Source organism: Candidatus Obscuribacterales bacterium, from assembly GCA_019744775.1.
Classification (GTDB): Bacteria; Cyanobacteriota; Vampirovibrionia; order Obscuribacterales; family Obscuribacteraceae; genus SBAT01.
Genome location: JAIETZ010000001.1, coordinates 464,641 through 490,076 on the forward strand (window position 1 = coordinate 464,641; position 25,436 = coordinate 490,076).

Here is a 25,436-nt window from a genome sequence, read left to right on the forward strand (position 1 = left end):
AAATCTAATATTAAGTGACTTAACATTTGAATAAAGCAAGTAAAAAGAGCAATAAAAGGCACACGCCGGGTACAACACGATTACAAGGCATAGTTAGGGGGGACGCATTTTCAAATTGGCAAAAGGCGGTACTGGCCAGTGGTAGGCATACGTACTGTGTTATACTTAACACGGCGTTAATAATAAAACTTACTACTCAAAATGACCTGGACCGCTACGCCGAGAACGTCTTTCCATCTTCGTAGCAGCAAGAAATGACTAGTACATCTTTCCGTCCAAGCAATTTTTCACAGCCACCACGCGATCCAAGCGTTGCGGCTATGCTTTCGATCATTCCCGGACTGGGACAGCTGTATAACGGTCAGACACGCAAAGGTTTTCTATTCCTCGGCGTAAGCGCCATCAACTTCATAATTTTCCTGGTGATAATCTTCACCGATCCTATCTTGTCCTTCCTTCTGGGAATGGGACAAAGTTTTCACGTCAAACCAAATCACTTGCTGGTTGAAGTAGTTAGCCAAGCTCACTTCGGCAGCGCAGTGTCCATAATGTTTATCGGACTCGTTTTGAGTTTCATTTCGTTTGCAGTGCGTGATGCTTACGATCACGCAGCAACAATTCAAAGAAAACACATTTATCCTGAGTATGTTGTGGAAATGCCGGAAGCAACTTCCGGTTCGTACATTGTGCACTTCACCATGATGATGACTTGCTTCATCCTGGCGTTTTTCTTCTTAGTGCCACCACCACCAAAAACTCAAGTAACCGATATTGAGTTCATTCAAGATCAGCCGATCACACAGAAAAAGATTCAGTCGAAAAGACGCGCTCAACATGCATCCGAATCATCCGGACAGCATCGCAAAGAGCCCGTTGAAGCTCCATCGCCTGCACCAAAGGCAGCAAGCAAAGCAAATGCACCGTCTGCAAAGCCAAGTCCGGCAAAACCGTCGGAACATAACACACCGACACCAAAACCGGCTCAACCTTCACCGACACCAAGACCAGCTCAGCCGACACCAACTCGTCAGGCTCCGGCTCCAACTCCTACACCGGCTCCGCGTCCATCGCCGACGCCAACACCGCATCCATCTCCGGCGCCAACGCCGACACCTGCAGCGCGTCCAACTCCGACTAGAGCAATGCCGACTCCAACTGCACGTCCGACACCTTCACCGATGGCTCATCCTTCACCAAGTCCATCACCAAGACCGAGTCCATCACCGACTCCTAATCCTTCACCGAGCCCGTCACCTTCTCCTTCGGCGCATCCAAGCCCGAGTCCGGCTCCATTCCCATTGCCATTTTTCAAACCATCAGGCGCACCTTCACCAAGCCCAAGTCCATCGCCTACACCAACTGCTCGTCCAGGCGGTGGAGCACCGATGCCAATGGCTAGATCAGCCGGTGGCCCGGCTGGCGGTGGTGCAGCACCTTCGCCACATCCATCACCAATTTCTTTGTCTCAAGGTGGTGGTGGCATTCCATCATTCTTCCCGGCACCTAAAGCCGGTGGTGGTGGTTCTCAATCAGGTTTTGCTCCAGGATCTACTGCTCCAATGGCTTCCAATAGTCGTGGCGGTGGCGGCGGTTTTGCCGGCAACCCCATGCCTAAGGCTCAAATGGGCGGTGGACCAACCTCTTTAGGTGGCGGCGGCGGTCCTTCAGGCGGCGCACCGGCACCAATTAGAGCCGGAGGCGGTGGCGCTCCAGGCGGATCATCTGGTGGACCAGCTATTGCAGTTGCCCCGTCTATTCCACGCGCTTCAGGCGGTGGAGCCGGTAGTCCGGCAGGTGGGGGCGGCGGCGAAGGTGCTCGCGGCAACCCGGATGCCAATAACAATCCCAACGGACGTCCATCACTTGATGCTCAAAAAGATGTTGACTTCGGTCCTTATATGGCCGATTTGCAAAGACGCATTAAGCGCGCTTGGTTCCCACCAAAAGGTCAAGAATCAAGACGCGTGGTCGTAATTTTCAAGATTCACTCTGACGGATCACTTTCTCACTTGCGCCTGGATCACACGTCTGGCATGGCTATTGCCGACCAGGCTGCGCTAAAGGCTGTGGAAAATGCCGCACCATTTAGACCCTTGCCAGCCGGTGCGCCGACAGATGTCGACATTCAATTTACCTTTGACTACAACGTATTTGGCGGTGGTGGACGTGGAACGTTCCGTCAGTTCTGATACACTCTTGTAGATAATCTTTAAAGTAGCGCTTAGCAGGTTGCCAACTAACCAGGAGAGACCATGGAAAACAAATTCTTCACCTTCTTCATGGAGTTCATGATCCGGGACTGGTTTGCCTCCATTCCCATTACCATTTGCTCCATCTTGACGGTTGCGGTAGTTATCGAGAGATATCTTTACTACCAAAAAAATCGCCGCGATGTATCCGCCTTCATTCACCAACTGCAGCGTGAGCTGGAGCGTGGTCAATTGCAAGCAGCTCAAGCAACTTGCAGCCGCCTCGGTGGTGTAATCGGCGAAGTAGCTGAAGAAGGCGTGCGTTTGATGGCTGAACAGAAGGAAGACTTCTCCAAAGCTTTCGACATTACCGTAGGTCTTGTTACACGCAAACTGGAAAAGAACCTGGCTATTCTTGGAACAATTGGAGCGACTGCACCATTTATTGGATTGTTCGGAACAGTGGTCGGCGTTGTATTTACACTTGACCAATTGGGCGTCGGCGGTGGTGGCACCCCGGTAGTTGTTACCGGTGTGGCTAAAGCGCTTATCGCTACAGGTTACGGTCTTATCGTCGCCATCCTCGCTGTTATTTTCAACAACGTCTACACCAACACAGTGAAGCGTTTTGATGATGACTTCTTGCTCCTCAAGCTCTTGTTCTTGAGCTTCGTCGGAACAGAAGCAGCAGGACACACACGGTAATTTAGGGACTACAAATGGGGCGCATCGCATGCGCCCGGATATTAAGGAAAGGGGGGTGATCGTTTATGGCAATGGGTCAAACAGGCCAGAACTTTGAGGATATAAACGTCACTCCTCTTACCGACGTATTCCTTGTACTTCTGGTAATCATGATCTTGATTGCGCCCCTTATCGACAAATCAGATCTGAAAATCAAACCACCAGAAACTCGCAACGCTAAAAAAGATGATGCGAGCAAAGCTATTTTTATTGACGTGGACAAGACAGGCAAAATTGCTATCAACAGCAAAGAGCTTCCTGCAGGCGCCACCACTGAAGAAATTCAAGCGAAAATAAAAGACTTACAAGTACGCGCCGGTCGTGATGATGTGCCGGTCACAGTCAATGCCGACGGTGATGCTAAACAGCGCGATGTGGTCGCTATCATGACGGCCGCTGCTGCTGCCGGCATCAAACGCATGCGCGTCGCCACTGTACAAGAATCTCAGTACTAAGGACTTCATCATGAAGCAACAGCGAGAATGGAGCATTGCGAGGAGCAATGCAAGGAGACGACACTAAATGTGTCGTCGGGGGAGCGTGGGTAGCCGGAAGGCAAGCAAAGGCACTGGCTCTGCAGCGCCGGAGCGCTAAATATGTCTCGGTACTACCGACTCGGTCTCATTGGGCATCCGGTAGCCCATTCGCTTTCGCCTACGCTGCATAAGGCTGCGCTAGATCACTTCGGATTATCAGGAACGTACGATCTAATAGATATTCGTCCGGAAGATCTCAAAGTTCGAGTCACGGAACTAATCGCAAATGGTTTCATCGGACTCAATGTCACGGTTCCCTACAAGCAAGAGTTGTTCAGTCTCGCTGACAGCCTCACGGAAGAAGCGCAATTAACCAGAGCAATTAATTGCATGAAGGTTTTACCGTCAGGCACTATCGTTGCCCACAATACGGATCTTGGTGGCTTCATGCAGTCTTTAACGACTCTTACTGCCGGTAAGCCAGGACAAGGCAGTGCTTATATTCTTGGCACTGGAGGCGCAGCAAGAGCCGCTGCTCACGGTCTTATTAAGCTTGAATATCCGCAGGTAGTAATTGTCGGACGCAATAAGGAAAAGGCAGAAGAACTCATTCAACAGCTTGGTAAACCCAAGAATGTCTCTATCAGTTTGGTTGACAGTCTTAAGAGCAAAGACAAGCCCTCATTAATCGTTAACGCTACAGATATAGGGGTTAAAGACAAAGAATTGCCCGCTTGGGCAAAAGACCTCATGTCGTTTGCAGCACCCGAAGCGCTTTTATTCGATATGGTCTACGCAAAAGCACCAGATCTGACACCTTTTATGAGACACGCGAAGGTCTTAGGTATGACAGGCATTGACGGACTGGACATGCTCATCGAGCAAGCCGTTTTATCATTCGCTTTTTGGACCGCAATGATCTGCCCGCAGGATATAATGCGAAAAGCGGTGGATGCAAAAATTGTGGGGGATAGGCTATGTTCTGGGACGGATTAACAGCAGTCTTAGCTATTGGACTATTCATTGCCGGCTGGAAGCGCGGATTTCTGGCATCGCTTCCAAGCCCTATCGCAATAGTAGCCGCAACTCTTATCACGCAGCATATTTACATTGACTTTGCGCAATGGCTCTCGCAGCAGTTAAGACTTGATCCGCTACCAGCAGTTGGCACCGGCTACGTAATGTGTTGGTTGACTATTGATACAGCAGTTGAACTAATCATCAGCATGTTTCTCAAAGGAAGATTTGCCGAACATACCCCGATTGTTTTGAATCAAATAGCCGGTGGATTTTGGGGCGTAGCAAAAGCCGCAATTATCATTATTCTTCCCTTGATGGCACTTTCCGTAGACATAAAAATTCCCGTGCCACCAAAAGACGTATCTGGATTAATAGCACCAGAAATTCCCACTCACAGTGATTCCACCGTTATGCCTATACTGCACAAAGCGGCAGAAGCTTTACTGCCCACTGTCGGAAATTATGTGGTATCAACCAACGCTCCAAGTTTCGAACCTAAGTACGAAAATATAGAAGCTAAATAATAGTAAGGACTGTCAGCCTGAACCCATTCGACTAACGCTCAGGGCAGGCTCCGCTAAGAATTTCGTATGTTATAGACGTGAGATTCTACGGCAAGGGCGCATGCAATGCGCCCCTACAAAACAGAATAAAGATACAGACGTCTTAGAACAAGCTTGCTTGTTGTCCGAAGAAAATTGGCACTAATTGCATTGCCAATCCAAGCTCACCATCTATGCTGAGCACACCGGACAAAGCTGCAGTCATAGCTGACATGCGTCCGCTCATGATCATATCGAGATCATAGGCATTAACGGAAATTGTGCAATCCGGCTTAGCCGTTGGCGCGCCATTTACTGGGACGAATTCACAGGTGCCGTTGTTGATCTTGGTCAACCATTGAGTTGCACCGTTGTCGCTTTTGACGGAAAACATAAAAGTAGCCGAGACATCCTTAGCCGCCTGTGGGTTGAATCTCTTCTTGAGTTCTTCAATCATTTTTTCAGCGCTCACTGACATTTCCTCGCGACAGATTTCGAATAAATATATAGAGGGAGATTATAACGCATCAAACTTATGGGCAACTGGAAAGATAAGGATTTCTTCGTTGCTACAAAAGCCTGAATTCATCAGAATATACACAGATTGGTTAGACAAAGAAGTTTTCAAGATAGACCCATGTTCACAGGACCAGGATCAGCCAAACGAAAAGCACTGTCGCGTGTCGACGGCGTCTTGAGCCGAGTCGTGCACAATCTAGGACTAGACAAACGTCTCAAAGAGCGCACCCTGATGGATCTCTGGCCCACGATTGCAGGCGGTGTACTGGGTGAGCGCTCACGCGGACTATTTATTGACTATCAAGGCACTCTGGTCGTCTCGGTAAGAAACGCAGCAACCGGGCATGAATTGTCACTTCTAAAGCCTCAATTGTTCAAGAAAATTCAAGCCGCAGGACGTGGCTTGTCTATCGAGTTGACAGGGCTTCGCTTTGATTTAAAACACTTCCACAAACATGAATCAGATCACACCTTGCTGGAAGCCGCACCACCACTGCCGGAACCAACTCTAGAGGACTTGGCAAACGTGGTTCTTGGCGAAGCGGAATTGAATGAGCTTAAGGAAGCAGTGGCTGAATTTGAGCATTCTCATTCACGGGCGATTCCTGATTTGCCCGCGCGCTTAACGGCACTTTTTGAGAGACAATTAAGACTCAAACAATGGCGAAAAAAGCATGGATATCCTCTATGTCCAAAATGTAAAGACATAGCCGCGCAATTACACGGCACAGACGCACTTTGCAGCGCCTGCTATTTCCAAAGCCAGAAAAGTGTTGCTCAAGACACTGGTGAACAAAATTTCAGCTAAACACTTTTGTCACCTACTGAGGTGCCCTCTCCTGCTGACTTCCATGCTATGATCGAGTGCTCTAAAAGGCTTGCGGTGACCGGCTTCTATGATGTTCCACTACAAAATGACCACAAGCAATAGCGGAGCAAAGAATTGCGATAGAGCAATTCGCAGCGAAGCGTGGTAGAGCTGGATAGCTAGCGAAGACGAGGGCTCGCCATCGCCGGAGCGTTAAGAATGATAAGACTTCAAAACGTCAATAAAGACTACGGCGGCAGACCTGCCCTAGTTAACGCAAATTTGAACATTGGACTCGGTGAGTTCGCGTTTTTAGTTGGTCCTTCCGGCGCGGGCAAGTCTACGCTCATGCGTCTTTTGTATCGTGAAGAAGTTCCATCTTCCGGCAAAGTTTTTATTGGCGGCGTTGATATCACGCGCATTCACGCAAGACAAGTTCCGCTCTTGCGCAGACGTTTGGGAATTGTTTTCCAAGACTATAAATTACTGCCGCGTCAAACAGTATTCGATAACGTTGCTTACATTTTGCGCGCATTAGGTGTTGATCAAAGTTCAATCAACAGACGTGTAACAAGTGCTCTTTGTGTAGTAAATCTAGAAGACAAAGCAAAAGCTTATCCGGATGAATTGTCCGGCGGTGAACAACAGCGTGTTGGCATTGCGCGAGCAATCGTCAACGGACCGCCAGTGCTTCTTGCGGACGAACCAACAGGTAATCTTGATCCACAAACATCGTTGGAAATTGTTCAATTGCTTGAACGTATTTCTTCACGTGGAACAACCGTACTTATTTCCACACACGATCAATTCATCGTCAACTCATTGCGTCGCCGCGTTATTAGTTTGCGCAACGGAGAAATTGTCTCTGACGTAGACAGCGGCACATACGAGATGGAGGTCAAAGTAGCGACTCCATGAGACAGCTTCGTATCCTAGCTAGAGTTGGTATGGAAACAATTTTGGGCATGCGTAAAAGCGGCTGGTCCAACTGGCTCGTCATAGGCATTTTGGCTGTTGCACTCACCATCTTCGGTGGTGTCTTGCAATTGACCATGACCTTAAAAAATGTCGTTAATGCCTGGGGTTCGCAACTGGAAATTTCTGCCTACTTAAAAGATGGCTATGACCCTAAAGCAATTGCTCGCGAGATAAGCCAGTTGCCACAAGTATCGCTGGTAGAAATCGTTCCAAAAGATGTCGCCTGGCGCGATATGCAATCAAGCTTCCGTGTAGCAGGGGTCAACAACCCATTGCCTAATACTTTGCACGTAAGACTCAACTCAATGCAAGTTGTGGAAAAGACCGCCAACAAATTGCAGAAAATCAAAGCCGTTGAGCACGTTCGCTATCCGCTAAAAGTAGCGCGCAACATCAATCGCTTGCGCCACTTCTTGGAATTAGCCGGCATTATCGTGACAGGCGCATTGACCGCTGCCACTCTAATCGTGATAGGCAACACCATTCACCTTGTAATCGAAGCCAGACAGCGTGAAATTGAAATTCTTTCCTTGATGGGCGTAAGTCCCTGGTACATCAAAGGGCCTCTAGTATTGCAAGGCGCAGCCTACGGAATGGGCGCCGCATTTCTTTCATTGATAATTCTCTTCGGCGTCAACATCTATGCCGACTCATACGTCCGCGAGCAGCTGTTGAGCTTCCTGCCTCTTCTGCCCAACAACATGGAATACGGCTTGTTACCGACATTCATCATTCTGCTTCTAGTCGGCGTAGCCGTAGGAGCAGGCGGCAGCGCCTGGACATCCGGACGTTACATCAAGGTTTAGTTAGTCAGCCAGAATAGCGACTATCGTTTCGACGGATTTGGCTTGCATCTCGACTGAAGTCAGGTTGGCAATGCCCGGTACAGGGACTGGCAAGTTGCAGACGGCTGATGTTTTGGCAGAGACCATGCCGGATGAAGGATCGTATTCGAAGTCAAACATCTTCGGTGATGTAAAAATCTGCGATGCTTGTGTGTTTTTGACGATTTCTTCGGCGGACTTTTTAGCTTCGACTGAAGTATCTTTTTCAGAAGCGGCGCGCACGGCGTTTTTGCACATGCGTTCGTTGTTTGTTTGGCAGGTTACAACTGCACCGACGTCGATGAAAAACAGCACTAGAATCACAACGAATACTATGCCCAGCACTGACTCAATTATGCTGGTTCCTTTGGCATCACGCCTGACGCAGTTTCTTGTCACCATTTTCTTATCCCCTGATAAAAACTAATCCAGACCCTTTTCTTCTAAGGGTTGTTCTTCTGTAAAACTAAAAGTCAAATCTGCTCCCAAGCCAGGCACATCGGCAAACGCTTGCATCGGCACTAGTGGTTTGACCTTCACTTCTGAAGTCAAACGCACAAAATCCGGGTTTTGGCTTGGCGTGTATGTCAAATCTTTGTTGGTTACCTTAGTGCTGTAGTTCGCCGGTGTTATACCGATGAGACTTGCCAGTCCGGTATTGGCCCAATTTTGCCCAATTCGATCTTCAGCAGCTTCAACAGCATCTTTATCCTTTGGATTGGTCAATGCTAATTCGCGAACCATGATGTGGTTCAAAAACCAGGAAGCGCCATAAGCACATCCGATGTATGCGAAGTTGATTAGCGGAAATACAATGAGCAGAATGAAAATACCCATTGCCGGTCCGAATTCAGCTAACTGACTGCCTCTTTGTCCCCTGCCATTTCTCATGTTACCTGCGCTCCTTCGACTCGTCGCTTGATTCGTCGACGCCATCAATAGCGACTGCTTTGACGATGCGATACTCGATCATTACAGTTGAGCGCATGTCACCCATACCGGTGGGACTAACGTGCACTCGCACTAAATTGCCGTTTTTCTTCGAGCCGTCAATTCTTCCATTGCCTGCTTTTGTATCAACTACCCATTTCTCGCCACGTAATACATCTGCATACCAGTCATAAACCATTTGTGGTGTCTCACGACACGCAAAGGAAATGCCGTATGTGGCTCCGCCCCATGACTGTGGCATAACCACAGCACGCAGGACTTTGTAATTGCCGGTGTACTGCGGAAAATCAGGCAGCTGAGGCAAGTAATTAATTACCTGGTAGCTTGTTTCTGAATTAGCTGAAGCTGGTATGCTTGCTCCTCCAATTACAAGAGTCATCATCAGCGCTGCGTAAACATATTTTTTAAATGTGCATTTCATTGGACACCCCCGTGCCATCCTAGTTAGGATCAGAAAATACGCCGGTATTAGAACCCGGCACACCACCGAATCCTGCTTGGTGTGACATATTGAGTTCTCCAAGCAAATTATTATGACCTGACGATGGCGTGAAAGTAACTTGGTCATCACCATAAAGCTCCGGCGAAGAGTGCATGTATGGATAGACAGGAGCCCCACCATCACCGGCCGCATCAACTGATCTGAAAAGAGTTGAATAGGTCACATGTGAGAATTGCGGATTGCCATCGGGCACTGCATTACTGTTGACCCATGGCGGCGGAGTTGAGGTCATGGTCAAAGCACCGGCAAGGTTCTTGTAGATGTACATAACTGCACCCATCGGTATTGTTCTGCCGTTCAGCACGCTGTTAATTTCAGCCGCAGTTGCCTCCGGCTTCATCTGGTACATGCGCTGAGCAATTTGCTCCATGATGTTGTTGGCACCAGCTTGCGGCAACAACTGACTCAAAGTGCCTGGTTTGGCAAAATCAGGAATATTGGAATAGGCTTGGTTGTGATTGAAGTATTCCAATCCCGACGGTCCAGGAACGCTAGCCGTAAAGCTGTACCAAGGATCCGTTGGATCGTGAACACGCTTTACGTGTTGGAAAGCGGCCATCACCTGTGTCTTAACGTTTTCAATTGCCATCTGGCTGCTTGAGCTGAATTGCACGCCAGGTGAACTCAAATATTTTGTGCCATAAGTATCAAAGAATTTCGGCAGCATTTGGTTATACAGCGAACTGCCGGCATCCATGTAAGTAAGCATCGTCGCTGCCGACTTAATTGAACTCGGGCTCGCTCCATAAATACCTGCAGATGACGGCGCTGGCCCTGTTGGTTTACCGGCAGCAAGATTTTGATTGTAAGTTAACCACTGGTTGTACTGCGTTGGATTAGTTGTGTAAGCGCGATTACCGGAACCATCGTTTGGTCCAACAAAAATTCCGGTGTTCAACTCTTGAGCAAAGATATTTTGGTTATCACCGAGCGTGCCGGAAAACGAATGACCGCCACCGTTGGAAATTACAATGTAGCCGCGTGGAATGGACGCTGTGTAGTCAGCACCAAGACAACCGACAATGGCACCAGCTGCGGCCGACAAATCCTTAGCTGCACCACTTGCCTTGAAAGCATTTGGTGGAACCGTGCCTAAATTAGCCGGTCTTTCCGATGCAGCATTGAAGTCAGTCATTGAAACTAAGTGCGGAGCACTTCCCGGTCTCAATGGCACAAATGATAACGGGCGACCAATGCCCTGAATATTCATATTCACATAGCCGGACATGTAATTGAATTTACGGGATGACTGTTTGTTTGTAAGTACATTTCCTACAAAAGGAATACGTCTGTTGGTACCTGGATATAAAGGCAAGCAATTTGGATTGCAGTCCACGTTACTGGCCGCACCGGACTTCATATAACCAGTTGCATATTTACCTTCCAAGTGCGACGTGGATGCACCGGCACCCATCATGCGTACGAAGTTAGCGGACGCCACATCGGCAAAGTACTGTCCCATATCAGAACCATTAGAAAGCGATTTGGCCAAGCGTCCGCCGATACTAGCGTCGCCCGTGCAAACCATATCAATTGCTTGTTGCGCATTGGCTAGTGCTCGCGGAGTACCTTCTGTTGAAGCATTCATTGCCACCAACAGTGCTTGTCCGACGCAACGGTTGTATGTAAGAAGATCTACTTGTCCGTTATTAGTCAAACCGCCAAAGTATGTTTGCTCCAATCCATTGAGGGTTACTTTGGGTCTTTTCAAAGCTTGTTTGGCGACGTTAAGTCCGCCGGCATCGGTGGCGTTTTGTAATTCTCTATCACCGCCGATGAGTTTGCCGAATAAGAAGAAAAAGCCTGCCAGCAATGCAAAGACAATAACAAAGGCAAGCGTCAAAGTCAGGACTGCGCCCTTCTCTTTTCTGTTCATGGACTCGGACCCCCTAGTAAGCTGCTGTCAGAGCTTGTCATCCAACGGACAACAATTAACTCACTCTAATGTCAAGATTATAGATTAGCGCAGCTTAATGTCAAGCGGTTTTTAATGATTGACAGATTAAAAGCAGCCTGGGTGCCCAAAAAAGCAGTAGGGGCACATCGAAATGCGCCCCTACATATATAAATGGAAGCAGTTCAGCCTATTTAACAGCTGGCTCCATTACGGTGACCTTGGTCATTTTGTCGCCAGCGCGGAGGCTTTCAACTACCTTCATGCCATCGATAACTTTGCCGAAAACGGCATATTGCATATCGAGGAATGGGGTTGCAGCCAGCGTGAAGTAGAACTGTGAGCTAGCTGAATTAGGATCGTTTGTTCTTGCCATAGCAATAGCACCTGCTTCATGCTTCAAGTTCGGCTTTACTTCCAATGGAATGTTGCGCTCTTTTTTGGTTGTTGGATCGATAAATCCACCGGTGCCGGTTCCCTTCGGGTCGCCACCTTGAATTACAAAGCCCGGCTCATAGCGGTGAAAGCCGAGACCGTTGTAGAAGCCACGCTTCACCAAGTCCAAGAAGTTGTGGCTGGTGATTGGAGCTTCAGCTTCGTAAATCTGAACCTTAATTACACCTTTGTTGGTTTCCATTACGACAACTGGATTGTTCATAGGTTTCTTATTAATACCAATAAGCGTACGGTTATGGTCAGGGGCAGCACCTGCAACTTGACTCAAGCATACGAAGGTAAACAAAACGAGTGCCACCACCGGTAGCATCATGGTCAAAAGCGGGCTGTTAGTCCGATGACAATTGCGCATCACCTTGATATCTCCTCCTTTGTAAGAAGTCTAACCGCATCATTTTAGCAATGATGTCTGAACCTCTACCTGTCCGGCAACTTGATCAGGCGCTTTAGTTACAACAGGTATCGTTATTTTAACGTCCAGGCTGTCAGGCGTAGTTGGCACTGAGAAACAAAGAAGTCCGACAGTCTTATCGCCCGGAAGTAAAATCCGTTTGCCGAGCCGAATTTCTTCAATTTGCAACCTGACTTCATCGTATCCACAGGGTATACCTAAAGCCTCATTCTTCTTGGCTATTTCACTAGCAATAGGTGCTGCCAATCCGGCAGATGCCACACCAACAACAGCAACCATTGCTTTGGCAAATGCTGAGGGATCGCAGCCTGAGCCGTCCGTCAATTCTTTCTGAGTCGCTTGATTGAAAGACTGCGAGCCGGAAACAGCTTGCGCTTGATCGCCATCTACAAGTATCGGCGTAGATAGCTCATTGGATATTTCAACTTTTACGCAACGAAAATTAGTTGGTCTGCACTGCGTAAAAAGCTTAGAGCCAATTGGATTTGCCTTTACGGCGACCTGCTGGAATTCTGCAATTCCACGAAGCTGAGGCTCCTGACTGATTGCAGGCAAAGTCGACATCATAAGAGCAAGAACCAAGCTACCACTATTACGAAATTGCATAGCAGCAGAATAGCACCTTTTCAATGATGGTGTTCACACCTAGCGCGGCGGGAATTGAAAGTCGAATGTGCCGTTGCCGACAGGTATTTGCAAGTCGATATTTTGCGTTTGATTGATATCGAAATACAGGTATCCGCCAAGCGTATGCCCTGGAGCAACAGTTGTTGACCCGAGCATGTGATTACGAATTGCATCGGCATTTTGTCTTGCTTTGCTTGTGATGTCTGCGGCTTTCTGCAATGCACGCTGTTGAGCGGCATAGTCAGGCACTTGCGTTGTAATAGTGCTCATATTGCCGTAGTTGTTGATGATAGGCATTGAGCCGCCGTATCCCCAGACAGGCGGATACCAGCCACCATTTCCCATTACAGTAGTCGTCACTGATTGCGTGGCATTCTGCCCCCAGAATTTCACCCAAGCTGCTTGCCTGTCTCCCTTCTTCTCGATGGTATCTGCCATCTTCGATGGATCAACCATATTGGCATAAAGCATCTTTGGCGACATCGTCATAAATATTGGGGGGCGAGGCAAGAATTGCACTGGATGTCCGCTGTCATTTTTGATAAACAACTCTACACGTACAGCTTTCGGCACATCGGGAGAAGGCGGCAAAATTGAAGCTGCTACAGTCAATCCATCAGCAGAAGTGATGAGCTGATCTTGTCCCTGATTATTCCGACGCATGCAGTTTGGTGCGCCGTTGTAGAAGCTATAAATTACATCTTGCCAATATGGATGCGGCGCGTATGGCGAAGCTGGTCCTCGGAAATTAGCTTTAACTTGCAGTGCTTCTTGAAAGAGCCCTGCTGCTTCCTGTTGCTTTCCTTGACGCCAGTAGATTGAAGCTAGCTGCTCAACAGTGTCAGCCACGTTCAAGTCACGCCTTTTCGCATCCTGTCCTATTTTAAGTAATGCTTGCTTGTATAAATTAGCCGCTTCTTCAAGGCGTCCATTTTGGTCAACCAAATAAGCCAAGTGAGTCATACTGGCGATAAGATCGGAGTCATCATCATCCTTTTGCTCAGCACGGATATTGAGCGCGTCTTTGCAGTACTGCTCAGCATCGCTCAGATTGCCCTTAGCCTGGCTAAGCCACGAAAGATCATCGAGCAGTTGAGACTGCAGTCTTGGATTCTGCACTGACTTGCTTATACTTTGCGCTTTAGCAAATTCCTTAGCGGCTTTGTCATTCTTGCCCTGCCAAAGAAGTGCTTCGCCAAGTCCTATGTGCAAAGCCATATCGTCATCGGAATTTTTAGCCGCAGACCCAAGAGCTGCGCTGTATATTGACTCGGCGCGGGCATAGTCGCCTATATCGAGAGCATTTTGTCCATCAGGGTTAGCGACATGGTAGCTGACCGTGCCGGCCATCCCAGGCTGTGCGTCGCAATAGCCAGGCAACCCAATAAGAGCCGTTAGTACTAACGAAAGGCTTGCAGCGCGAATCATATTTGTCTCCTAATAATGCTCAATAATTTTCCGCTATCGGCCATAATCCTGTCATCGGGATTTCCCACACTGAAGCCTATAAAACGAGAAATTAGCGAGATTAAAGTGAAGAGGGGGAAGCTTTAGCCTCCCCCTCTGTCATTTACTTACTTGCGGTCTGTTTTATCTTGGTCCCTTTGGCGACTCCTGTAGCAGCGTCCTTCTTATAAAGACGCTTGCCCATCACCCAGGTCTCATCAATTGCACGATCATCGCCAACTGCCATGACGCCGAAGAGCAATTGCTCTGCTTGCTTCATGTTTGTTGGTTTGTCGCAAATCAATGATTGGTGCCAGGCTGTAGCCATTGGTCCACCATTCCAATCGATGACAACAAAGTCAGCTTCTTTGCCAGGCTTGAAATTGCCGATTAATTCGTCAAGATAAAGTCCCTGAGCGCCGCCTAGTGTCAACGAATAGAAAGCGCGATAAGCATTGAGCTTGTTGCGCTCGGATTGAGCTTCATCATGCCAACGCGGATCGATACTACCGTCAAGCATCGTGTTGTTGCACATGCCGACTTTGTATGCCTGATTCAATACGTTGATCATGGAGAAGCTGTTACCGCCACCCATGTCTGATCCGAAGGTCATGCGAACACGATTGATGGGATCGGTTGCTTTACCCAGACGGAAGAGTCCACTACCAAGGAATGTATTGGAATTCGGACAGAACGAAATTGAAGCACCTGCTTTAGACAGACGTTCCATTTCGCCGTCAGACAACCACACACCGTGTCCGGCAGTAAACTTCGGACCAACCAAGCCGTACTTTTCATAACAACCTAGGTAGTCGGCACAATCATGCTCTCTAGCAGCATTTCTTGTCTCTGTCGGATTTTCCGAAACGTGAGTGTTAATCCAGCAATCCGGAAATTCTTTGTGCAACTGTTGGCACTTCTCCAACAAATCAGCCGAATCACCATAAGCAAATCTTGGTGTGATGGCAAAAAGATTTCTGCCCTTGCGGTGATACTTCTGAATTAGTCTCTTGCATTCAGAATAGAACTGATCTGGCGGTGTTGCAAAATCTTTCGGCACATTGCGATCGATACCTGCAATACCACAAATCACGCGCATGTTGCGAGCACTTGCTTCATCGAAAAATGCTTCAACAGCAGATGACGATGATGTGCCGAAATCTTGCACGGTTGTTGTTCCATTAGCCAACAAGTTATCGAAATAGCGTCTCACGCCTTCACGTGCATATTCCGGATTTTTGTATTTAATTTCTTCAGGGAATATCCACTCTTGCAACCAAGGCAACAATTGCAAACCGTATTCACCCAACACACGTGTTTGTGGGAAGTGAACGTGTCCGTCAACAAAACCCGGCATAATAATGCGGTTTTGAATTGTTGTAGTTGCAATACCTGGATATTTTGAAGCGAGATCGGCATATGGTCCGAAATCTACAATGGTGCCTTTGTCCATAACGAGAAGTCCATCAGGCAAAAAGCGAGCTGATTCTTCTTCGTGTCCAACGTGTTTCCAGGGATCATCGACGAAGTCGAAGAATGTCCCTCTAACAGCGGTCATCTTATTATCAGCAGCCATAGACGGCAAACTGCCTGTTGACAAACAAGCAATGAGACCGAGCATGGATGCTATTAGTTTTTTGGCGCTATTGCGCTTTAGCATGTGTTGTCTCCTCAGAGTAATTGAAGGCAAGTTCACTTTACCCTGTGGATCTTGCTAAAAACCAAGGAGGCATATTAAACGCGTCATTTGTGAACACATGGTTACAACATCTTCAATCTTGCGGCCCATCAGACTCATTAGCGGACACAACAGACGGTTGCAAGTATTTAGCAAACCAATTGGCAGCGTATTCACTAACCAAATCAAGAGCACCTGCTTCTTCAAATAAATGTGTTGCACCAGGCACAACTATTAGTTCGCTTTTGCAACGCATTTTTTCCATTGCTACTTTGTTCAGATCAATTACCGCCAAGTCTGCTTCACCAACAATGAGTAAAGTTGGTGCGCGTAAAAGATTTAGATGCGAACAAGCCAAATCCGGTCTGCCACCGCGCGAGACTACAGCTTTTACAACATTTTGTTTTACCGCGCCGGCAATAATTGCGGAAGCACCGCCAGTGCTGGCACCAAATAGTCCTATAGGAAGCGAGCATGTCGCGCTATTTTTCTGCGACCAATCAATTGCAATTAGTAGCCGTCTGGACAAAAGACCAATATCAAATCGAAACTGTCGCGTAAATTGATCAAGCTCTTCTTCTTTGTCCGTCAACAGGTCAATGAGCAGTGCGGCCAAACTTGATTTATTCAATCGGCTTGCAACGAATTGATTACGCGGACTGAAACGACTGCTACCACTTCCGTGCGCAAAGAGCACCAGTCCGGCAGGATTTGCCAACATGGTTAGATCGCCAATTAGGGAACCAGCCGCCCCTAAGTCAATGGCAATGGATTGGGAGTCTTGCAGCATGACTAGCCCACCTTAGTAGAAATATTAAAGACAAAGTTTTCGCCGAGAAAGCATCACAAAGCAAGATGCACTATTTGAGGAATGGTTCCCGAAAAGCGCGTCTACACCAAGGTAGAGGCGAATAGTGTTGCCCATTGTCCACCGAAATTTGCAGGGTGACATTCTGTAATGAACCGGTCATAGAACCGGTCTTTTTATCGGTCTTTTTATCAACAAAATGGCTTAAACTAGTGGTATAGTAAGGCTTATGGCAAATAAGAAACCGGACAATAAAGCGGACTTTTTAACGGACTCAGATGGAGGTGAGAACTCCAACCTGATGGAGCCGCTGCTCCTAGCTTCAGATTCACGTCACAGACCGGCAATAACCGATTTAGCAATCTCGCTAGCAGCAAAATCGTCAGCCTTACGCAGCAGCCTACCAATTGGCATACGGACAGCACTGGCAGCATTGGTTCGCAATATGAATTGCTATTACAGCAATTTGATTGAGGGGCACAATACTCATCCAATTGATATTGAACGTGCACTGAATAATGACTACAGCAAAGACGCAACGAAGCGCAATCTTCAGTTAGAAGCCAAAGCACATGTACAAGTACAAAGCTGGATAGACCAAGGCGGACTATCTACAGCCGCAAATACAAAAGAAGCACTGCTGACCATTCACCGAAAGTTTTGTGAGCACTTGCCTGCCGAATTGCTCGCCTTGGAAGGCGTACCGATAATTCCAGGAGAGATACGTAGGCACGCCGTTGGAGTTGGCAGCCATATTCCTATTAGTCCAGGAGCCGTGAGTCGCTTCTTGGATCGCTATGAGGAAGTCTATGCAAGTCTCGGATCCAGCGAATCACTTATTGCAGCTGCTGCTGCGCATCACCGATTACTATGGATACACCCCTTTATCGACGCCAACGGGCGCGTTGCCCGCCTAGTATCACATGCGCAGTTATTGAATACACTAGACACCCAAAGCATCTGGTCAATTGCCCGCGGTTTAGCCAGAAACGAACAAGCCTACAAGCAACATCTTGCGGCCTGCGATCAAACACGCAGGAATAGCCTCGATGGACGGGGCAATCTAAGCGAAGAAGCTCTGGCTGAATTCACCAAATTCTTTTTGCGAGTTTGCATAGATCAAGTAGAGTTTATGGAAAGTCTCGTACAACCCGAAAAGCTGCGCGGACGAATTTTGTCTTGGGCGCACAGCGAAACAAACAAGGACAAGTTATTGCCTAATTCAGGAGCTATTTTGGAGGCAATCTTGTACAGAGGGGAATTACCCAGGAGTGATGTACCAAGAATCCTCGGACTTGGCGATCGTCAAGCAAGAAGGGTTGTATCCGGATTAGCAAATGAAGGCGTTCTCGTTTCTCAAAGCGACCGCGCTCCACTACATTTGGCTTTCCCCGCCGCACTTGCTCCAAGCTGGATGCCGGGACTCTTCCCGGATAGACCGACAGACTAATTCCAGGGTCGGGCTTAAAAAAAGCGCTGCCTCTGTGATTCTCTGACTATAGTTAGCGATTAACACCTTGTTTAAGGTGCCTGGCAAGGTAAGGAGCAGTGCAGCTTTGGCGCGACTTTGCCACCTTGTCCGGTGTTCCGGCGGCAATAACCAGACCGCCCTTTGATCCTGCTCCTGGACCAAGGTCGATTATCCAGTCCGAGCGCGTAAGTACGTCCATGTCGTGTTCGACGACAATTACCGTGTTTCCGGATTCGACAAGAGCGTGCAAGAGTAGCATGAGCTTCTCCACGTCCTGCGGGTGCAGTCCTGTAGTTGGTTCGTCGAGAATATAGATGGTCTCTCCATGTTGTTCTCGTTGTAATTCCGTGGCAAGTTTTATGCGCTGCGCTTCACCACCAGAAAGCTCTGTGGCAGGCTGACCCAGGTGCAAATAACCAAGCCCGACGCTTTGCAGAGTCTCCAGCGCGCGATAAGCAGAAGGAAGTTCGCGAAAAAAGTCACATGCAGCATCTACCGTCATATCGAGCACTTGAGCTATGTTCTTTTTACGATAGGTAACTTCAAGTGTTTCTGCATTATACCGATCACCATGACAGGCAGAACAAGGTGCGTATACACTGGGCAAGAAGAGCAATTCGATGGATACCTGTCCCTCGCCTTCGCAGGTTGTGCAGCGACCACCTGCCACGTTGAAGGAAAAACGCCCGGCGTTATAACCACGCTTTTTGGCCTCGGCTGTTGCCGCAAAGCACTTGCGAATGGAATCGAACAAGCCAGTATAAGTAGCAAGATTGGATCGCGGCGTTCTGCCGATTGGCTTTTGATCCACACATACAAGTCGTTTAATTGAATCGATTCCTGCCAGTGATACCAGTTCCTTTCCATTCGACTGATACTCCTCGGAATCTTCACTAGTGTCTTCTTCCTCTTCTGCTTCTTGCGTTTTCACCCCTAACCTTTCTTTCACAGCATCGGCAAGCACCTGGCCTATCAAAGTTGATTTGCCTGATCCGGAAACACCCGAAACGGACGTAAGAACAGCCAGCGGAATATCTACATCTAAGTTGTTGAGATTGTGTTTACTCACTCCTTGCAGGCTGAGCCATGCTGACGGTTTGCGCCGTTTGTGGTCAAGAATTTTATTTGTGCAATTATCGTCAAACAGAAAACGACGCGTTGCCGAATCCTCGACACCGGACAGTCCTTGTACCGGACCGCTATAGAGGAGTGTGCCGCCGCCTTCTCCTGCGCCCGGACCTATATCAACTACCCAGTCAGCCTGGCGGACCAAATCCATTTCGTGCTCGACTACAAACAATGTGTTGCCTGAGTCTTTTAGTTTATTGAGCACGGCAAACAAGGCTTCCATATCTGCCGGGTGCAGTCCGGCCGATGGTTCATCTAACACGTAGATGACACCAAAAAGACCGGATCTCAATTGATTGGTTAGGCGCAGTCGCTGCAATTCTCCTGCAGAAAGAGTCTGAACGGAGCGATCTAAGCTGAGATATTCCAAACCAAGCTCGCGAATAAGATCAATGCGGGCGACCAAATCACCAGTGATAAGGCAGGTGGCCTCAGCTTTGACAGTTGCCTTATCCGGATTGCTGCTCTTGCTGAAATTTTCGTCATGTGCTTTACGAAGAAGAGCACCAAGTTCAAAGAGCGGCATTTCCGACAGCTCGGCAATGTCACAACCGGCAAATTTCACGGCCAGAGATTCTGCTTTCAGGCGTTTACCGTTGCAATCGGAACAGTCTGCCCTGTCCATGAATTTAAGAACGCGCTTGCGCAGTGTAGGACTTTCCGTGGTGGCAAAAGTATGACGCACGTAAGCCGATGCGCTCATGTAAGTCCCCTGATAGGGACGCTGGATGCGGTGCGCTTCTCTTTGCGCTTGTACGGTGACCACTGGCTTTTCGTCAGTGAATAGAATCCATTTCCTATCTTTTGCTCGAAGATCCTTCCATGGCTTGTCCACATCATAGCCAAGCGCGTCTAGGATATCCCGGTAATTCTTGCCTTGCCAGGCTCCCGGCCAAGCGGCAACGGCGCCTTCTCGAATACTAAGCGTGGAATCGGGAACGAGCGAGTCTTCACTTACAGTGTGCACGACTCCCATTCCATGACAGGTTGGGCAGGCACCCTCCGGATTATTTGGAGAAAAGGCGTCCGAATCAAGAACGGCTGCACCTTTCGGATAGTTACCGGCACGCGAAAATAGCATACGCAATAGATTTGAAATTGTAGTTAGCGTACCCACCGTAGAGCGGGCAGTCGGTTCGCCACGCCGCTGCTGCAAAGCAACAGCTGGCGGCAACCCAGTTATTTCATTTACGTGAGGTGCCGGCAATTGCGTGATCAAACGCCTGGCATAGGGAGCTACAGATTCAAAATAACGACGCTGCGCTTCTGCATAAATTGTCCCGAAAGCAATTGAAGACTTGCCGGAACCGGATACGCCGGTAAAAGCGACAAAAGCATTGCGAGGCAAATCCACGTCGATGTTACGCAGATTATTCTGCCGTGCCCCGCGCACTCCTACAAAGCCGTCTTTAAGTACCTTTGCCACGGAAAAAACCCTGATCTAAATCGACATCATTGAGAGCGATAACATTCGAGAGACATACCTTCCAACACTATTTGATCCTCCAAACAGAAATCAGGAACCCAATACTTTACCTAAATCACGTTTTCCATGCACAATCCGAACTATAACCAACTCATCCTCATGAAACAACCTGTAAAAAATGACATATTTGCCTTCAGTTACACTTCGATAACCCCTTCGAACCTCATCTCGTTTTCTGCCGACAGCGGGAAACGGTAACAAGTCCGCACAGCGCTGCCGCAGTCGCTCAACGAAATCAATGGCGGCATCGAGGTTGTCCTTAGCTATGAAGTCAGCGATCTCTCTTAGATCTTCTTCTGCTTGCGGAGAGATAGATATCCGCATTATGGCGATTGCTTCCTGCTCTCATAGCGATCTTTCAGTTCGGAGAAGACCTCATCTACTGGTCTGGCTCCATATTGGTTTATGGATTGCTCCCCATCTTCAAGTGCATGGCGCAACCATTTCAGCTTCATCTCTTCCATAAGCTGGTCCTGTTCCCGGGGGGAAAGCTGATTGACCAGCTTTAATACCTGCTCAAGATTGACTTTGTCTTCGGGTTTCTGCTGAGCCATAATTCTATTGACCTCTGAATTCAATTATAGCGAATCCAGAAAACGCTCTACAGTCCTGAAAAAATTGGTGGCTCCAACTGGATTCGAACTTGTTTGGAATAATTCCTCAAAAGCCCTACCAGTCGGCTTTTTCGGCGATTTTTTGACTTTTTGAAATCGTTTTCAGATTGCCGTCCCTTGGCGGTTTCCAGCCTCGCTTGACAATGCATTTGCCGCGGTTTTGCCGCGGTTGTCATTCGGCTCTTTTTTGCAAAAGCTGTAAGGCAATCCATTGGAACAAAACTCATCGCCTTTCGTCCCCAGATTCAATAAAACACAGTCCGAGTAAAGGAGACATTTTGATAGAGGTATCCACACTTATATGCACAAACAACGCCCAAACCAAACAGGAGAGGCAGAGCCGCCTTACTATTTCACCGTTAACGAATTGTCCGAATATTCACGCATCGGCATAAATACTCTATACAGAGCAATGCGGAACAGAGAACTTAAGCACTCTTCTGTCGGACAAAAGAAAATCATTGCCCGTAAGGACTTCGAGTCCTGGCTCAAGAAAAGAACAAAAAACAGCACCGAAGACTTTACACCAACGCCATTCTCAGTAACGACTGCACCTACGACAAGTCAGTTTGTTTTATAGCCATCCTTAGCTGAAGGAACTGGATAAGAACATCCCGATCAATGACACTCTAAAGGTAATCTTCCACGAGGAGACCGAATGTCGAACCTTCATTCGTGGATTATAATTGTGCATGGTAGAACGTGTGCAACTAACCGTATTTCAAGCGCGATAAAGGAAGTTTAGAGTGGCAACATACAAATACGAGAAATATCTCAAAAAGGTCGATGAAAAGGCATTCGATAGTCTCTTCAAACCTGGTGAAACTTGCATAAATTCTGGAATTTATACGTGTGAAGGGTGTGGCGATGAAATCGCATCGAACAAAAACAATCCGTTTCCACCACAAAACCACCATCAGCACAAAGACACAGCTGTTCCGATTCAATGGAAACTAATTGTGTTTGCCCAGCAGAAAAAGTAAGCTGGAAACTTTGGCAACTCTTACATTGACCGAACTTAGTGCTTCCTATCTGACAAGTTTTTAAATGCGGTTCGGACAGGGTCCAAATTGGGCTAGCAGAAGCTCAATTTGACGGCCGTCCTGCCCCCGCCAAATTTCTATTAAGCGGGTGTCCGTTTTGCTATACCGAGACGATAAGTACTCTTGATATTTCATGGTAAGTAAACGGTCCTCAGGCGGTGTTACTGTTGTCAGAGCAAAGTCTGTTTTGCATGTGCCTTCTTCCCAACCACGTGGAGTTAGGTGCCATTCAGTCCATTCATTGCTAGCCGACATTATTTACCGTCCTCTTCCCAGTGAAACTTTCATACGATCCGTTTTCGGCACACCCATGAAATCAAACGCTGTCGTTATTGCAGGCTTTGTCGCAGAGCCGGTCTTGCGAACAGCAAGCTGTACTGCCACCATATGCAATATCAGTTTGCGGGAAGCTTCGTAGCCTTGCTTGTTTAAGAATCGGTCACACAAAACGATTCTCTTGCGGTCAAAGTCAGGATATGCATAAATTTTTGGCTTTCCTTCGGAAAGCTCAAAATCCCAACCGTCGCCGAGAAATTTACGTACTATGCTAGATAACTCTTCCGTCTCCTGTGGCTGTAACTCTATTTTCGTCGACGTCATGACCGATCCTCCAATTTCGCTAACAGTTCCTGTAGTTTCTCAATGTCTGCCTTCAACATCTTGATTGCACAGTCTCTACAGAAGTGTTCATCAGAACGATCCTCCGTGACCTTCAACCGAGTTTGTCCTTTGAATACTTCATGACACTTATTGTGATGACATTGATGTTTCCTGCCAGCGGTGTCAATCTCCAGGCGCAGTGTTGTTGACTTAAGAGGCGGCATTGACTACCTCGTTAACAGCTTCATCCAAGATGCCAGGTAGCGCTTGCTTGATTTGTTCCAGTTCTTGCATTGAATATTCATGGCGCTGTCCGCGCTCACGGCCAATTAAGGTAAAAATCTTGGTATCAACGGCTGCCTTGATTAGTTGCCAGTTTGTACGACCGATCCTCTTTTTGTCTAAATCCTTGCCGACTGGGTTTAACCCACGGTCATGTAGAATCTTGCCTATCGAGTTTTTCACCCGATCGTCAAGCCATTCGCGGGCCGCCTGTCTTTTATGTAGCTTTGTAGATACGACAGGTCTGAGGATGGCTTCTGCGTACTGTTCTGCCGTCAATCCTTTACTCCGCAAAAGTTCGATGGCTGCTGCGGCTTCCTCATCATTTTCTAGAAGCGGAATGGTTTCCGCACTCAGTCCGGTCTGCTGAGTAACTTGCACCATCTCTGGTGTTGTGTCGCCCGTTCCGGGATCTAAGTCTCTGCACGGCTCGTCGCCAAGATCAATGCCTTCGATTGGCAACAATTTAGCATAAAAGTCCTGGTCCCGAACGCTAAACCGCTGAAAGTCGGACCATCTGCTATGAATGTTTGTTCCAGCATGGAAAATTACAACGCCTTGATTATTGAGACTCGCAGGGTTTCGCTCGTCAACAACTCGCATGATGCGGCCAACAAACTGCACAAATGGCGATAAGGCGGTGAATACGCTGAATATAGCTGCCACCGACAAATGCCGGTGATTAAAGCCTTCTCCGAGTTTACGCACTTGCACAATCACATCAAGGTCGTGATTCTTCAGACGTTCGAGGGTAGCATCATCTCGCTCAGACTCCCGGCTGTGAATATATTCAACTCTAAGACCTTTAGCTGCGTATGCCTCCTTAACCTGAATGCAATGTTCGTAGTTAAGACAGCAAGCGATGATCTTATGACGATCATCGCTACTTTCCTGTCTAATCCTGCGCATTTCATTAATCGAAGCGTCAACAATAGTTTGAAGAGTCTCTGTAGCTGTGACAATGCTGCGCCGGAAACCAGCGTCCTGCTCACCCAGCCTTACCACTTCGTCCAAACTAACTTCGACTTCCTGATTGTCCTCTCGCCGTATATATTTCAATGTTCGTGGATTGAGTACAACCGCTTTCAGGCGTTTACAGAAGCCTTCTCTAATGGCTTCCTGGACGGGAAAGTTATAGATAATATCGCCGGCCATGCGCCCACCATCAGCTCTTTCAGGTGTTGCGCTGAAATTGACAATTCGCGCTTGAGGAAACTTCTCACGTAGAATTTGCCAACTGTTTGCGGTGTTGTGGTGCCCTTCATCGAAGATGATCAAATCGAAGAAATCATCCGGCAATTGCTCCAGCCAACGGTTTTCCTCTCCCTGTAACTGATGGATATTTGTAATTGCTACATCAGCTTCTTCCAAGTCTGCGCGGTTGCTAGTACGCCCTCTAATCGGAGCTGGCTCAGGATAAGGCTCGCCAGGCAATACATCGCACATCATGTAAAAGCAAGTCTGACTGTTACCCGGTGTGAAGTCATTCACTAGCTGCTTTGCTATCTTTACGCCCGGAGCAACTACCAACGCCCTTTTCGACTGAAAGGCAAACGGTGTGAGAGTAATCAATCCACTTTTTCCGCAGCCAACTGGCAGAATCAAGCCAATCTCGCGCTGATCGCCATCATAATTGACAAGAGCCTCAAAGCCTTCAATTTGTGGTCTTCGGATCTTATCGTTGCCAATGATGTTTGGTTGAATGTCTTGGTAAACGCGTTGTGCTACTGCACGATCAGGGCTGGGGTTTTGCATCGGTTACACTCCATTTTCGTCCTCTTCTTGAATGCTAATGCAGCTTGTAATCAACGGTCGAAATTTGAACAAAATGATCACATGCTTGTCGCTTGGCATGGGCTTTCCAAGAGAGGTGCGGACGCTTAGCTTCCCAGGTGACCACGTTGGAGTTTTAGATTCACACTAAGTCTCGTACACGTG

The 25,436-nt window shown here is 47.9% G+C and carries 26 protein-coding genes; 11 read left to right on the forward strand and 15 right to left on the reverse strand.

All coding sequences use genetic code 11. From position 1 onward, the window contains the following. The first annotated feature begins 254 nt into the window (after window positions 1-254). From K2Y22_01980 to K2Y22_02000, 5 genes are all read left to right on the forward strand, one after another. Window positions 255-2,189: a TonB family protein gene (locus tag K2Y22_01980; protein MBX9877202.1), complete on the forward strand. Its 1,935-nt coding sequence runs from the start codon at window positions 255-257 to the stop codon at window positions 2,187-2,189. A 63-nt stretch (window positions 2,190-2,252) separates the two neighbouring features. Continuing rightward, window positions 2,253-2,894 carry a MotA/TolQ/ExbB proton channel family protein gene (locus K2Y22_01985; protein ID MBX9877203.1) on the forward strand — a complete coding sequence of 214 codons (642 nt, stop codon included), beginning with the start codon at window positions 2,253-2,255 and terminating at the stop codon, window positions 2,892-2,894. Between the two features lie 65 nt (window positions 2,895-2,959). Then, entirely contained in the window at window positions 2,960-3,388 is a 429-nt protein-coding gene (locus tag K2Y22_01990; protein ID MBX9877204.1) for a biopolymer transporter ExbD, read from the forward strand. 141 nt (window positions 3,389-3,529) lie between these two features. Beyond that, window positions 3,530-4,405: a shikimate dehydrogenase gene (gene aroE / locus K2Y22_01995; GenBank protein MBX9877205.1), complete on the forward strand. Its 876-nt coding sequence runs from the start codon at window positions 3,530-3,532 to the stop codon at window positions 4,403-4,405. After that, complete coding sequence (locus K2Y22_02000) at window positions 4,387-4,953, forward strand: CvpA family protein (GenBank protein MBX9877206.1); 567 nt, start codon at window positions 4,387-4,389, stop codon at window positions 4,951-4,953. The genes aroE and K2Y22_02000 overlap by 19 nt, the downstream gene beginning before the upstream one ends. A gap of 142 nt (window positions 4,954-5,095) precedes the next feature. Here the strand turns inward: K2Y22_02000 and K2Y22_02005 are convergent, their stop codons facing one another. Next, entirely contained in the window at window positions 5,096-5,443 is a 348-nt protein-coding gene (locus K2Y22_02005) for an SCP2 sterol-binding domain-containing protein (protein MBX9877207.1), read from the reverse strand. 165 nt (window positions 5,444-5,608) lie between these two features. Between K2Y22_02005 and K2Y22_02010 the strand changes: the two genes are divergently transcribed. The 3 genes from K2Y22_02010 to K2Y22_02020 all read left to right on the forward strand — a co-directional run bounded on the left by K2Y22_02010 (window position 5,609) and on the right by K2Y22_02020 (window position 8,082). Further along, window positions 5,609-6,298: a DUF721 domain-containing protein gene (locus K2Y22_02010; GenBank protein ID MBX9877208.1), complete on the forward strand. Its 690-nt coding sequence runs from the start codon at window positions 5,609-5,611 to the stop codon at window positions 6,296-6,298. A 219-nt stretch (window positions 6,299-6,517) separates the two neighbouring features. Further along, on the forward strand, window positions 6,518-7,216 hold the full coding sequence (gene ftsE / locus K2Y22_02015) for a cell division ATP-binding protein FtsE (protein MBX9877209.1): 699 nt from the start codon (window positions 6,518-6,520) through the stop codon (window positions 7,214-7,216). Continuing rightward, window positions 7,213-8,082, forward strand: a complete 870-nt coding sequence (locus K2Y22_02020; GenBank protein MBX9877210.1) for a permease-like cell division protein FtsX — start codon at window positions 7,213-7,215, stop codon at window positions 8,080-8,082. Before ftsE ends, K2Y22_02020 begins: the two co-directional genes overlap by 4 nt. Here K2Y22_02020 and K2Y22_02025 read toward each other — a convergent pair whose 3' ends face one another. The 9 genes from K2Y22_02025 to K2Y22_02065 all read right to left on the reverse strand — a co-directional run bounded on the left by K2Y22_02025 (window position 8,083) and on the right by K2Y22_02065 (window position 16,856). Then, entirely contained in the window at window positions 8,083-8,502 is a 420-nt protein-coding gene (locus tag K2Y22_02025; GenBank protein ID MBX9877211.1) for a hypothetical protein, read from the reverse strand. Between the two features lie 21 nt (window positions 8,503-8,523). Continuing rightward, window positions 8,524-8,991, reverse strand: a complete 468-nt coding sequence (locus tag K2Y22_02030; protein MBX9877212.1) for a hypothetical protein — start codon at window positions 8,989-8,991, stop codon at window positions 8,524-8,526. Between the two features lies 1 nt (window position 8,992). Continuing rightward, window positions 8,993-9,472 (reverse strand): hypothetical protein, encoded by a 480-nt coding sequence (locus K2Y22_02035; GenBank protein ID MBX9877213.1) that lies wholly within the window; start codon window positions 9,470-9,472, stop codon window positions 8,993-8,995. A 19-nt stretch (window positions 9,473-9,491) separates the two neighbouring features. Then, a complete protein-coding gene (locus tag K2Y22_02040; protein MBX9877214.1) occupies window positions 9,492-11,429 on the reverse strand; it encodes a hypothetical protein in 1,938 nt (645 codons plus the stop codon). Between the two features lie 208 nt (window positions 11,430-11,637). After that, window positions 11,638-12,255 carry a peptidylprolyl isomerase gene (locus K2Y22_02045; protein ID MBX9877215.1) on the reverse strand — a complete coding sequence of 206 codons (618 nt, stop codon included), beginning with the start codon at window positions 12,253-12,255 and terminating at the stop codon, window positions 11,638-11,640. Window positions 12,256-12,294: 39 nt separating this feature from the next. After that, entirely contained in the window at window positions 12,295-12,921 is a 627-nt protein-coding gene (locus K2Y22_02050) for a hypothetical protein (protein MBX9877216.1), read from the reverse strand. 39 nt (window positions 12,922-12,960) lie between these two features. Next, on the reverse strand, window positions 12,961-14,370 hold the full coding sequence (locus K2Y22_02055; GenBank protein MBX9877217.1) for a tetratricopeptide repeat protein: 1,410 nt from the start codon (window positions 14,368-14,370) through the stop codon (window positions 12,961-12,963). 142 nt (window positions 14,371-14,512) lie between these two features. Beyond that, the gene (guaD, locus tag K2Y22_02060) at window positions 14,513-16,048 is read right to left on the reverse strand and encodes a guanine deaminase (GenBank protein MBX9877218.1); all 1,536 of its coding nucleotides are present in this window, start codon (window positions 16,046-16,048) and stop codon (window positions 14,513-14,515) included. Window positions 16,049-16,160: 112 nt separating this feature from the next. Further along, a complete protein-coding gene (locus K2Y22_02065) occupies window positions 16,161-16,856 on the reverse strand; it encodes a dienelactone hydrolase family protein (GenBank protein MBX9877219.1) in 696 nt (231 codons plus the stop codon). 247 nt (window positions 16,857-17,103) lie between these two features. Here K2Y22_02065 and K2Y22_02070 point away from each other — a divergent pair, with 247 nt between their 5' ends. After that, the gene (locus tag K2Y22_02070) at window positions 17,104-18,324 is read left to right on the forward strand and encodes a Fic family protein (GenBank protein MBX9877220.1); all 1,221 of its coding nucleotides are present in this window, start codon (window positions 17,104-17,106) and stop codon (window positions 18,322-18,324) included. A gap of 52 nt (window positions 18,325-18,376) precedes the next feature. On the opposite strand, the gene uvrA is transcribed toward K2Y22_02070, so the two are convergent. From uvrA to K2Y22_02085, 3 genes are all read right to left on the reverse strand, one after another. Then, the gene (gene uvrA, locus K2Y22_02075; protein MBX9877221.1) at window positions 18,377-20,899 is read right to left on the reverse strand and encodes an excinuclease ABC subunit UvrA; all 2,523 of its coding nucleotides are present in this window, start codon (window positions 20,897-20,899) and stop codon (window positions 18,377-18,379) included. A 90-nt stretch (window positions 20,900-20,989) separates the two neighbouring features. Further along, window positions 20,990-21,283, reverse strand: coding sequence for a type II toxin-antitoxin system RelE/ParE family toxin (locus K2Y22_02080; protein ID MBX9877222.1), 294 nt, complete (start codon window positions 21,281-21,283; stop codon window positions 20,990-20,992). Beyond that, window positions 21,283-21,513: a hypothetical protein gene (locus tag K2Y22_02085; protein MBX9877223.1), complete on the reverse strand. Its 231-nt coding sequence runs from the start codon at window positions 21,511-21,513 to the stop codon at window positions 21,283-21,285. Before K2Y22_02085 ends, K2Y22_02080 begins: the two co-directional genes overlap by 1 nt. 361 nt (window positions 21,514-21,874) lie before the next feature. On the opposite strand from K2Y22_02085, the gene K2Y22_02090 reads away from it, so the two are divergent. After that, the gene (locus tag K2Y22_02090) at window positions 21,875-22,153 is read left to right on the forward strand and encodes a helix-turn-helix domain-containing protein (protein MBX9877224.1); all 279 of its coding nucleotides are present in this window, start codon (window positions 21,875-21,877) and stop codon (window positions 22,151-22,153) included. A 166-nt stretch (window positions 22,154-22,319) separates the two neighbouring features. Beyond that, window positions 22,320-22,556, forward strand: a complete 237-nt coding sequence (locus K2Y22_02095; protein ID MBX9877225.1) for a hypothetical protein — start codon at window positions 22,320-22,322, stop codon at window positions 22,554-22,556. 318 nt (window positions 22,557-22,874) lie between these two features. Here K2Y22_02095 and K2Y22_02100 read toward each other — a convergent pair whose 3' ends face one another. After that, window positions 22,875-23,216: a hypothetical protein gene (locus K2Y22_02100; GenBank protein MBX9877226.1), complete on the reverse strand. Its 342-nt coding sequence runs from the start codon at window positions 23,214-23,216 to the stop codon at window positions 22,875-22,877. Window positions 23,217-23,426: 210 nt separating this feature from the next. Next, window positions 23,427-25,253: a DEAD/DEAH box helicase family protein gene (locus K2Y22_02105; GenBank protein ID MBX9877227.1), complete on the reverse strand. Its 1,827-nt coding sequence runs from the start codon at window positions 25,251-25,253 to the stop codon at window positions 23,427-23,429. Window positions 25,254-25,436: the final 183 nt, after the last annotated feature.

Excerpts from the sequence above, each read along its gene's own strand:
- guaD (MBX9877218.1), bottom strand. The coding sequence starts at position 16,048 with ATGCTAAAGCGCAATAGCGCCAAAAAACTAATAGCATCCATGCTCGGT.
- aroE (MBX9877205.1), top strand. The coding sequence starts at position 3,530 with ATGTCTCGGTACTACCGACTCGGTCTCATTGGGCATCCGGTAGCCCAT.
- K2Y22_02065 (MBX9877219.1), bottom strand. The coding sequence starts at position 16,856 with ATGCTGCAAGACTCCCAATCCATTGCCATTGACTTAGGGGCGGCTGGT.
- K2Y22_02105 (MBX9877227.1), bottom strand. The coding sequence starts at position 25,253 with ATGCAAAACCCCAGCCCTGATCGTGCAGTAGCACAACGCGTTTACCAA.
- K2Y22_02030 (MBX9877212.1), bottom strand. The coding sequence starts at position 8,991 with ATGAGAAATGGCAGGGGACAAAGAGGCAGTCAGTTAGCTGAATTCGGA.
- K2Y22_01985 (MBX9877203.1), top strand. The coding sequence starts at position 2,253 with ATGGAAAACAAATTCTTCACCTTCTTCATGGAGTTCATGATCCGGGAC.
- K2Y22_02040 (MBX9877214.1), bottom strand. The coding sequence starts at position 11,429 with ATGAACAGAAAAGAGAAGGGCGCAGTCCTGACTTTGACGCTTGCCTTT.
- ftsE (MBX9877209.1), top strand. The coding sequence starts at position 6,518 with ATGATAAGACTTCAAAACGTCAATAAAGACTACGGCGGCAGACCTGCC.
- K2Y22_02085 (MBX9877223.1), bottom strand. The coding sequence starts at position 21,513 with ATGGCTCAGCAGAAACCCGAAGACAAAGTCAATCTTGAGCAGGTATTA.
- K2Y22_01990 (MBX9877204.1), top strand. The coding sequence starts at position 2,960 with ATGGCAATGGGTCAAACAGGCCAGAACTTTGAGGATATAAACGTCACT.
- K2Y22_01980 (MBX9877202.1), top strand. The coding sequence starts at position 255 with ATGACTAGTACATCTTTCCGTCCAAGCAATTTTTCACAGCCACCACGC.
- K2Y22_02000 (MBX9877206.1), top strand. The coding sequence starts at position 4,387 with ATGTTCTGGGACGGATTAACAGCAGTCTTAGCTATTGGACTATTCATT.
- K2Y22_02080 (MBX9877222.1), bottom strand. The coding sequence starts at position 21,283 with ATGCGGATATCTATCTCTCCGCAAGCAGAAGAAGATCTAAGAGAGATC.
- K2Y22_02055 (MBX9877217.1), bottom strand. The coding sequence starts at position 14,370 with ATGATTCGCGCTGCAAGCCTTTCGTTAGTACTAACGGCTCTTATTGGG.
- K2Y22_02100 (MBX9877226.1), bottom strand. The coding sequence starts at position 23,216 with ATGACGTCGACGAAAATAGAGTTACAGCCACAGGAGACGGAAGAGTTA.
- K2Y22_02010 (MBX9877208.1), top strand. The coding sequence starts at position 5,609 with ATGTTCACAGGACCAGGATCAGCCAAACGAAAAGCACTGTCGCGTGTC.
- K2Y22_02070 (MBX9877220.1), top strand. The coding sequence starts at position 17,104 with ATGGCAAATAAGAAACCGGACAATAAAGCGGACTTTTTAACGGACTCA.
- K2Y22_02025 (MBX9877211.1), bottom strand. The coding sequence starts at position 8,502 with ATGGTGACAAGAAACTGCGTCAGGCGTGATGCCAAAGGAACCAGCATA.
- K2Y22_02020 (MBX9877210.1), top strand. The coding sequence starts at position 7,213 with ATGAGACAGCTTCGTATCCTAGCTAGAGTTGGTATGGAAACAATTTTG.
- K2Y22_02045 (MBX9877215.1), bottom strand. The coding sequence starts at position 12,255 with ATGCGCAATTGTCATCGGACTAACAGCCCGCTTTTGACCATGATGCTA.
- K2Y22_02035 (MBX9877213.1), bottom strand. The coding sequence starts at position 9,472 with ATGAAATGCACATTTAAAAAATATGTTTACGCAGCGCTGATGATGACT.
- K2Y22_02050 (MBX9877216.1), bottom strand. The coding sequence starts at position 12,921 with ATGCAATTTCGTAATAGTGGTAGCTTGGTTCTTGCTCTTATGATGTCG.
- K2Y22_02090 (MBX9877224.1), top strand. The coding sequence starts at position 21,875 with ATGCACAAACAACGCCCAAACCAAACAGGAGAGGCAGAGCCGCCTTAC.